An 8,027-nucleotide genomic window follows, 5' to 3' on the forward strand; every position below is an offset into this window, starting at 1 on the left:
CTTCGGGTTCATTACTTACTTCCAAGGTAGGCGGAGTCATGGACTCTTTTACGTGGGAACAGAGAGAAGGTTCTCTGGGAGAATAGGTTCTCCAATCAAACAAGGCGTATGCCTCTTTTACACGACTTCACGTCGCGAGTATGCACCACGACAGATTTCCAGCCACTCAATCAACTTCTGTTCTTGAGCCGCATTAGGGTAGATTCGATAGCGGTAGTTAAATGTCAGCATCCAAGTATTATAGAGTCTTTACTGGGTGATGCTCAACTGTTAACTGTTAATTTTAGGAACGTTGAGTTGCGTAAAATTAACTTGGGGGAGTCGATGTACCGAAGGGAAGTGTGGGATAAATGGACTCCGCCAAACCCCCTCGCAAGATAAATTCTGCGAGCGCTAAATCTTGCGGCGTCGTGATCTTTAAATTTGTCTCTTCCCCTGCCACAATTTTGACCGGCAAACCGCATTTTTCAAACAAAGCCGCATCGTCGGTGACTTCCCACCCCGCCTCCCGTCCTTGGGCGTGGCATTGTTTCAGTTGTTTAACGTCAAACGCTTGCGGCGTCTGCGCCGCCCACAGAAAGCGCCGCTCCGGCGTATCCTCAATCAAACCAGAACCATCGACGATTTTAATCGTATCCTTCACCGGCACAGCGGCAATTAAACCCGGACAGGAAAGAATCGCTTCGGCGCAGCGGTCGAGTAAATCGGGGGTCGCCAAACACCTAGCACCGTCGTGAATTAGCACTTGTTGCGCTTCAACGGGTAGCGCTTGTAATCCGTTATAGACCGACTCCTGACGGGTAGCGCCGCCCTGGATTAGCTGTACTGGCTTAGTTAAAGATAGTTCAGCCAGAATTTCCTTTAAATCTGCCCAATCGTCGGGCTGGGAAACAATGCCAATCCAACCGATGCGGCGCGAAGCTTCTGCCGCCAGAAGCGTCCAGGCAATTAGGGGTTTACCCAACAGACTCAACAAAAGCTTGTTGCGATCGCTACCCATGCGACGCCCCATCCCGGCTGCTGGAATTAATAAATACACGGTCTTGTCTAACAATGGTTGAACTAGAGATATCTTCCCGTGACATCCTCCTATACTGATGCTACGCATACAGTGTAGGCTTCCTACCCTTACGAGTAGGCATTCCTGGTTATTTCCGCAACGGAGTTTCGCCACTGATCTAGAACGCGGTGGTACGAACGAAAACCAAATAAACTTCTCCCACCGTTGGTTCCCCGACAGACCGACTGCCCAGGCAGTTTCCAATTCCCAGAGTCCCTGGGTACAGCTTTTTTTCAAAGCTTGACTTTTATATAGTCAGGTTATTACCCACAGACCCGAGCCGCAACCGTGCTACTCATTTTCGCTGTGGAACCCCATAACCTGAGTTTTCAAGGTGCTTGGCTATTCCCGAACTTTGGAGGTTCCGGCAAATTGCCTACCTTTTACTCTCAATCGGCGGGTCGCTTGTACCATGATTATTATAGCCCAAAACTGCTGATATGGCTACATTACAGGCTCTGGTCTACTCGATAAGAGATTGGCAATTTCTGGCTCATCCTTCGCCGCGCCTTTCATTTTGCCCAAGCAGTTTCGCTATAGCAGGGGACTACCCATCTAGGAGGTAAAATGAGGAGCGGAAAAGCCTGTCTGGAGAATTATGCGAGTAGTAGCCCTAGTTCCTGGCGGGATTGGCGATCAAATCCTGTTCTTTCCGACCCTGGACGACTTAAAGCGGTCTTACCCCGACGCCGATATTGATGTGGTAGTCGAACCTAGATCTGCTGGTGCATATAGAGTTTGCAAATCGGTCAACGATGTGTTGCTGTACGATTTCAAGGATCGCAACAGTCCGGCAGATTGGGGTAATTTATTGGGGAGATTGCGCGATCGCGAGTACGATGTTGCCCTTTCTTTGGGTCAAACTTGGCTAGTCGGTCTACTGCTGTGGTTAACTGGCATTAACAAGCGGATTGGCTACGCAGGCGGCGGTTCGCCGTTTCTGACTGACCCGGTTCCCCTGAACAAAGACCAATACGCCGCAGCGATGTACCACGACCTCCTAAAAGGGATGGGTATTACTAGCCCCTGTCCCCAGTTAGCCATCAACCTGCCCAAACAAGATATTCTATGGGCGGAAGCCGAACAGAAACGGCTGGGTATTACCGAAAGCGGCTACGTTTTGATCCACGGTGGTTCTAGTAAGCTAGCCCAAGCCAAAGGCATCGATAAAATCTATCCCGTCGAAAATTGGAGCAAAATTATTCAAGATTTCCAACAACGACAGCCGGATCTTTCCGTCGTAGCGATCGCTGGACCAGAAGATACCGAGTTAGTTAACCAGCTGCTTTTGGCATTCCCCAACCTTAAATTTACCGCCCCAGAGGATATCGGCAAATTAGCCGCAACCATCGGCGGTGCCAGTTTGATGCTGTGTACCGATAGCGCACCGATGCACCTAGCAGTCGCAGTCCAAACTTATACCATCGCCCTATTTGGTCCCACCGACCCAGAAAAATTGTTGCCCAAGAGCGATCGCGCGATCGCCATCAAATCCCCCACCGGGAAAATGGCAGACATCTCACCCGCAACCATCTTAGAAAAAGTTTGGGGCGGAGGCTGATGATACAGAATAGGTAATGGCTAATTGGTAATGGGTCATAGGAATCCCCAGTAATTTACTACCGGGGATAGACTTGCCACGGCTGAGGATACCTAAGCGGAACACCGGGCGGGTAGGTTTGAGTTGTCGGGACTTACGCACGAAGATCCTATCACCAAAGTTTCAAGCTAGCTACCATCTCCAGTTGCAAAACGACGATTTTTCATATAAACAAAGGTGATTTGCGTAAGTCCTGTTTGAGTAACTTTGAAGAATAGAGATGCATTGCGTGGTTCTGGGTCTACCTCACCGACACCGCGCCGCGAAGAGTGTCCCTTCTTTCCCATTCATGTTGACCAGTTTTTGATTAGTTCTTCTATCTGGTGGGGAGTACTTCCAGATGCGTACGCTTCCTTCACCAGCGCAGGGCGTCCTACCCTCACCGACCCGCTTGCACCCGGAATATGTAACTTTACCACCTGCCCGATGCTCTCATCGCGGTGGATGTAGCAGTAGCGCGGTCAAGACGTGTAACTACTTGTAAAATCTTTGCTTAAATCGCTTAAGCCTACTTAACTCCTGCTAGACTGTTAAAAGTCGAGTTAAGTAGGTTTTGATGCAACATGTCACCCCCAAGGAAGCAGCGAAAATCCTTGGTGTCCACGTTTCCAGCCTCAGAAGGTGGGAGAACGAAGGAAAGCTTAGAGCAATCCGTACACCAGGTGGTCAAAGGCGGTTCGTCCTCGAAGAAGTTGAAAAAGTCGCGGGAGTGCCCAGGACAATTAAAACTATTTGCTACGGGCGAGTTTCGACTCATTCCCAGCAAGAAGATTTGCAACGACAACTTGAACACTTACGCACAGGATACCCAGAGGCGGAAATCGTTTGTGAAATTGGCAGCGGACTCAATTTTAAACGGAAAAAATTCCTCGCAATTTTGGAACGAATCATTGACGGCGATATCCAACGTCTTGTCGTTGCCCACCCTGACAGACTTGTCCGGTTCGGATACGAATTGGTTAAGTGGATATGCAATAAATTTGAGTGCGAACTCTTGGTTCTCAATGACCGTAAGTTGTCTCCCGAACAGGAACTCGTACAAGATATGTTGTCCATCATCCACTGTTTCTCTAGTAGGTTATACGCACTTAGAAAGTACAAATCAAAGCTTAAAGAAGACTTACAAAAAGACGGCGAGGCACAAGAAATCGACAAAGCCTCAACCGAACAGTGTGCTGAGAATCAGGCTTTATCCTAGTAAGGAATTACATCAAGTTTGGAAGCGTTGGTTAGCTGCATACCGTTAGTATTACAACGAAAGCATTAAGCTTTTGGGGGTAATTTACGATGTTGTAAATACTCCAGTTATTGAGCAGAAAACAGGAAAGTTTAAACAAGTAAAACTAAACGATTATGATATAGACAAGATGCTTCAGAAGCTAGATTATATTCCTGATTGGGTAAGAACTTTACCCGGACACCTTGACTACGAGCTTGTGCAGAAGCATATAATGCATTCCGTCAAGCTCGTAGTCAAGGTGGTTTTGCTAAGTTTAAAAGCTGCAAAGCAACATCACAAGCCATTCAATTTAAAGTAGGTAATTTTAAGAATGGTACGTGGTATTGCAATAGGACAAAAGGTTTAAAATTTAGTAGGATTGGCAATACAGTACCTTTTCAATGCGAGTATGGTACAGAGCTTATATTCCGTCGTGGTAAATGGTTTGGTTGCTTCCCACAGTATAAAGAAATTGTACCTACAGGGAGTGACCGAGTAATAGCGTTAGATCCTGGAAACCGTACTTTCTTAACTGGCTTTGACGGTGAGAATGTCTTAGAGATTGGAAAGGGAGACATCGGGCGCATACAAAGATTGTGTCAGCACCTTGATAATCTAATTAGTCGTTCTACTAAAACAACATGCCGTAAGCGTAGAAAGATGCGTATTGCCGCGAATCGTGTTAGAGAAAGAATCCAAAATCTAATTAAGGAATTGCATAACAAAGCTGTCAACTTGCTTGTCAACTCCTACAAAGTAATTTTTTTAACGACATTTGATTCTAGTCAAATGGTTATTAAAAAACCTAACGGTAAGCAGCGTAGAATTAATAGCAAGTCAGTGCGTCAAATCTTGAGTATTTATCATTACAAATTCGAGCAACATCTTAAGCAAGCTGCATTAAAGAAGGGTGTAATTGTCGTTGTTTGCAACGAATATTACACTTCTAAAACATGCGGTAATTGCGGTCATGTTCACCACAAACTTGGTGGCAACAAAGTATTTAAATGCCCACATTGCGGAACTCATATTTCTCGTGATGCGAACGGCGCACGTAATATTTTATTGCGTGCTTTGCAAGCAACTGCCTTTACCGTGACACATGATTCTATCGTGCTTTCTGACGTGTCAGAATTGACGGATGCCATAGTTAATCAGCTTTAATCGAGTTGATTAGCTTAAAAGTTGCACATCAAACACTGAATATCCACTTAACATTTTGTTGATTCGTTAGTCTTTGGGAGCAGCTTTTGCTCCGAGGGTTATGAGTATTAGGCCTAACTCCTTGGTGTTCGTTGGCAATGGGGGCGGCACTTCATCGCCATCGCTCCAGCGACGACGCTGTGAGGCAAAGAATTCTCGCCAAGCTTTGGCGCTAGGCGGTTGCAGCGCAGTGTTTAAAAAGTTGGTTAGTTCCTTCATCCGCTGCGCTGCTTCCGGGCCGCACCTGATTGATGCAATCCAATCGCAATTAACCGCGAATCCGCCGTTGGCGCGATCTTCGGTTGCGACTGCTTCTGCGTCAACTGGGAAACTTGATGCGATCGCTTTCGCTATTGCCTTAAACTGGGACGGGCTCTTGCGGTCGAGATCGACTATCCAAACTGGGATAAAGCCTCCAGTTTGATTTCTCACCTGCTCCATAGCAAAGGGGTCGCCCATGGGGATGCCGTTGGGGAATAGGTGCAGGTAGTTCTCTAGGGGACTGTTTGGGAATAAGCATACCCAGGTGTCATGTTTGGTCATGGGTAATAGGTAATTGGTAATTGGTCATGCCTAATAGGTAATAGGTAATTGGTAATCGGTAATGCCTAGTACTGAGTCGGCGGGGATTTCCCCGATCCGATCTGGCGATCGCCAGTTTTTATAGCGATGCGTACGCCTGTTTCACCCGTTCGGGCGATATTTCGACGTACCGCTGCAACGACTTCAAATCTTGATCGCCAGTAATTTCCTGAATCAACCGGATATCGCAGCCCCGCTCTTGCAATCGGGTAATTACCGTGCGCCGGAAACTGTGAGTGCTGATTCCCCGGTGAGCCAGTTTGGCCTTTGAGATTGCTTGCCGCAGAACTAAATCAAACGCTTGTAACGTCAGCGGTTTGGCTTTGTTCTTGCCTGGGAATAGCCAGGGACTGTCCCAATCCAGGTAATGTCGATATCCCGCCAGTGCCAGCTTTAGCTCGCCGTGCATGGGTATTTGGCGAGTCCGTCTTTGTCCCTTGGTGTCTGCCTTGCGGGTAGCTGCCCTAAAAGTGATAAATTCGTTGGGTTCTCCTTTGGAAATAGATAAATAAACATCTGGAAGTTGAAGTTTTAATACAGCCCCTATTCGAGCGCCGGTCTAGTTTAAAATATCAACAATTATCCTTTATCTGGGATTTTATATATTTTTCTTGCTCTCTCTAAAATCTATTTCATAAATAATTGCTGCTAGAACGTGGCGATTAGCTTTAGGCATTTGATTATTATACGATTTTAGGAGTTAATCTTCAAGTAGGTGACATGACAAGCGGATAGCTAAATTCGTACAATTGTCTTCCAGTAAGCGTTTGCGGCGAGTGAACCCACTTGATTTTTTACCTCTAAGTTCAAGTTACGCCACTGAATCGCCACCAGCGTACCGGAAAGGAAATCAGCGGCTATGTCCCAATAATGGTATGGTTTACAGCGTTTTCAACCTTAACGAGTGGCGTTTTTCTTAAAACCACCATTTTTCCACACCGTGGCTGCGGATTTCTAGCTTGTATCGCTGTTAATTAATTATAGATAATTGGCAACAGGTGGGTAAATTATGCCCAGAGATAATGCTAGAATAGTTTGACAAAATCCAAGCAATTCTAGAGAGGAAATCCACATGGCGCTCGTGTGGTTATCAACAGATTTGGAATACATTATCAGATCGATGGATATCAACTCGGCACAAGAAACTCGATCGGATATTCAGGAGAGTCTGGAACTGCTGGAACAACTCAGAGCTAGGCTCGCTGCCAGCGAATGAGTTCCTCGATCTAAAAATCGTCGTCGTCGTCGCGCTTTGCCTCGAAACTCTCGATGCCGCCCCAATATTGCAGGCAATAGTGGCGACTGGTGGCTCCTCGTCAGGGTCGGTGTCGGGGAACCGGCAGGGTTTGGTTTCGGTATTCCAGCAGCCCGGAAGTCCGAGTTAAACACGTAATGTTCGGAGTTAAACGCGTAATGTTCGGAGCTACGCGTACGCACCAGTCGCTGGAGAAAACAAAACCAGCGACCGGATACATACGCTGGTTTATTCTTCCATTTCGTCAAGTTGTAACAATCCTGAAATTATTGCCTCTAGCTGCGTTACTCTATCAACGATCTTTGCTTGGTGATCCTTGTTCTCTTCAAGCCTTAACTCCAGTCTTTGTGTGTGAGCCCTTACGTAAGCCAGATGAATTTCCTGTAATTCTTTCAACTGGCACAATATTTTCCCAATAATATCTTGTCTTCTCTGAGCAAGATTCTCTGCAATTGAATTGCTCCACGGGCTATGCCCACAAAAAGTTGAGTTCGATTCTTCATGCCCAAGCTCCGAGCTATTTCCTCCAAAGCTTCCCAATCTTGGGGTGCCAATCTGATCGTTGCGTTGACAGTCTTCTGTCTCTGGTTTGGTAACGGGTTGTTCATCGCCAATAGTCATAGATTTTTCCCTATTATTGCACGTGCATAAAAATCACGCACTCAACTCTTGACATCTATTGCACGTGCAATAATTTATCGGTTGCACGTGCAAACGGGCAACTTTTCTCCCCCCTCCCCACCGGAGGGACGCCCAGAACCCAGTGGCGGTAAATGAGGAGCAACCCCCAAGGCAGCGATCCCCCCCTGCCCCCCCTTGTGCGGGAACAACTTCCACAACCCAATAACCGATTTGGATGGATTACTGATTTTAAGGAGGAATGCCACTTTATGCGCGGCCCGGGCCGTTGAACCGACAACCAAATAACTCTGTAAACACTCTCCAATTTGGGGTATCGCGAAATCGGGCATACCCCTTTCTTCACCAACTAAAAGGAAAAAAACCATGTGGCTTGTAGTGCGTTATCGATACGGCTACTCTCCCGAAGTGGTGGCAACGTTTCTGCGTTGTTGGCAAGCGATGCAGCGAGTGAACGAACTGTCCAAAG

8 protein-coding genes and 1 pseudogene are annotated in these 8,027 nt (G+C 46.9%); 4 read left to right on the forward strand and 5 right to left on the reverse strand.

What is annotated here, in order from left to right; genetic code table 11:
* Positions 1 to 117 precede the first annotated feature (117 nt).
* On the reverse strand, positions 118 to 231 hold the full coding sequence (locus ACE1CM_RS17470; RefSeq protein ID WP_374878799.1) for a helix-turn-helix domain-containing protein: 114 nt from the start codon (positions 229 to 231) through the stop codon (positions 118 to 120).
* Positions 232 to 307: 76 nt separating this feature from the next.
* A complete protein-coding gene (gene ispD, locus ACE1CM_RS17475; protein WP_374878809.1) occupies positions 308 to 1,039 on the reverse strand; it encodes a 2-C-methyl-D-erythritol 4-phosphate cytidylyltransferase in 732 nt (243 codons plus the stop codon).
* A 619-nt stretch (positions 1,040 to 1,658) separates the two neighbouring features.
* On the opposite strand from ispD, the gene ACE1CM_RS17480 reads away from it, so the two are divergent.
* From ACE1CM_RS17480 to ACE1CM_RS17490, 3 genes and pseudogenes are all read left to right on the forward strand, one after another.
* On the forward strand, positions 1,659 to 2,621 hold the full coding sequence (locus tag ACE1CM_RS17480) for a glycosyltransferase family 9 protein (protein ID WP_374878801.1): 963 nt from the start codon (positions 1,659 to 1,661) through the stop codon (positions 2,619 to 2,621).
* Positions 2,622 to 3,216: 595 nt separating this feature from the next.
* A complete protein-coding gene (locus ACE1CM_RS17485) occupies positions 3,217 to 3,858 on the forward strand; it encodes an IS607 family transposase (RefSeq protein WP_374878803.1) in 642 nt (213 codons plus the stop codon).
* A gap of 297 nt (positions 3,859 to 4,155) precedes the next feature.
* Positions 4,156 to 5,043 (forward strand): annotated as a pseudogene (locus tag ACE1CM_RS17490) (RNA-guided endonuclease InsQ/TnpB family protein); the annotation flags it as partial.
* Positions 5,044 to 5,109: 66 nt separating this feature from the next.
* Here the strand turns inward: ACE1CM_RS17490 and ACE1CM_RS17495 are convergent.
* Positions 5,110 to 5,625 carry a hypothetical protein gene (locus ACE1CM_RS17495; RefSeq protein ID WP_374878804.1) on the reverse strand — a complete coding sequence of 172 codons (516 nt, stop codon included), beginning with the start codon at positions 5,623 to 5,625 and terminating at the stop codon, positions 5,110 to 5,112.
* Positions 5,626 to 5,743: 118 nt separating this feature from the next.
* Complete coding sequence (locus ACE1CM_RS17500) at positions 5,744 to 6,211, reverse strand: tyrosine-type recombinase/integrase (RefSeq protein ID WP_374878810.1); 468 nt, start codon at positions 6,209 to 6,211, stop codon at positions 5,744 to 5,746.
* 525 nt (positions 6,212 to 6,736) lie between these two features.
* On the opposite strand from ACE1CM_RS17500, the gene ACE1CM_RS17505 reads away from it, so the two are divergent.
* On the forward strand, positions 6,737 to 6,880 hold the full coding sequence (locus tag ACE1CM_RS17505) for a hypothetical protein (protein WP_374878806.1): 144 nt from the start codon (positions 6,737 to 6,739) through the stop codon (positions 6,878 to 6,880).
* Positions 6,881 to 7,147: 267 nt separating this feature from the next.
* On the opposite strand, the gene ACE1CM_RS17510 is transcribed toward ACE1CM_RS17505, so the two are convergent.
* On the reverse strand, positions 7,148 to 7,540 hold the full coding sequence (locus ACE1CM_RS17510) for a hypothetical protein (protein WP_374878808.1): 393 nt from the start codon (positions 7,538 to 7,540) through the stop codon (positions 7,148 to 7,150).
* Positions 7,541 to 8,027: the final 487 nt, after the last annotated feature.

The organism is Microseira sp. BLCC-F43 (genome assembly GCF_041929235.1).
GTDB lineage: Bacteria > Cyanobacteriota > Cyanobacteriia > Cyanobacteriales > Aerosakkonemataceae > Microseira.

Coding starts and splice junctions, on each gene's coding strand:
- ACE1CM_RS17470 (WP_374878799.1), bottom strand. CDS start 231: ATGCTGACATTTAACTACCGCTATCGAATCTACCCTAATGCGGCTCAA.
- ACE1CM_RS17480 (WP_374878801.1), top strand. CDS start 1,659: ATGCGAGTAGTAGCCCTAGTTCCTGGCGGGATTGGCGATCAAATCCTG.
- ACE1CM_RS17485 (WP_374878803.1), top strand. CDS start 3,217: ATGCAACATGTCACCCCCAAGGAAGCAGCGAAAATCCTTGGTGTCCAC.
- ACE1CM_RS17495 (WP_374878804.1), bottom strand. CDS start 5,625: ATGACCAAACATGACACCTGGGTATGCTTATTCCCAAACAGTCCCCTA.
- ACE1CM_RS17505 (WP_374878806.1), top strand. CDS start 6,737: ATGGCGCTCGTGTGGTTATCAACAGATTTGGAATACATTATCAGATCG.
- ACE1CM_RS17510 (WP_374878808.1), bottom strand. CDS start 7,540: ATGACTATTGGCGATGAACAACCCGTTACCAAACCAGAGACAGAAGAC.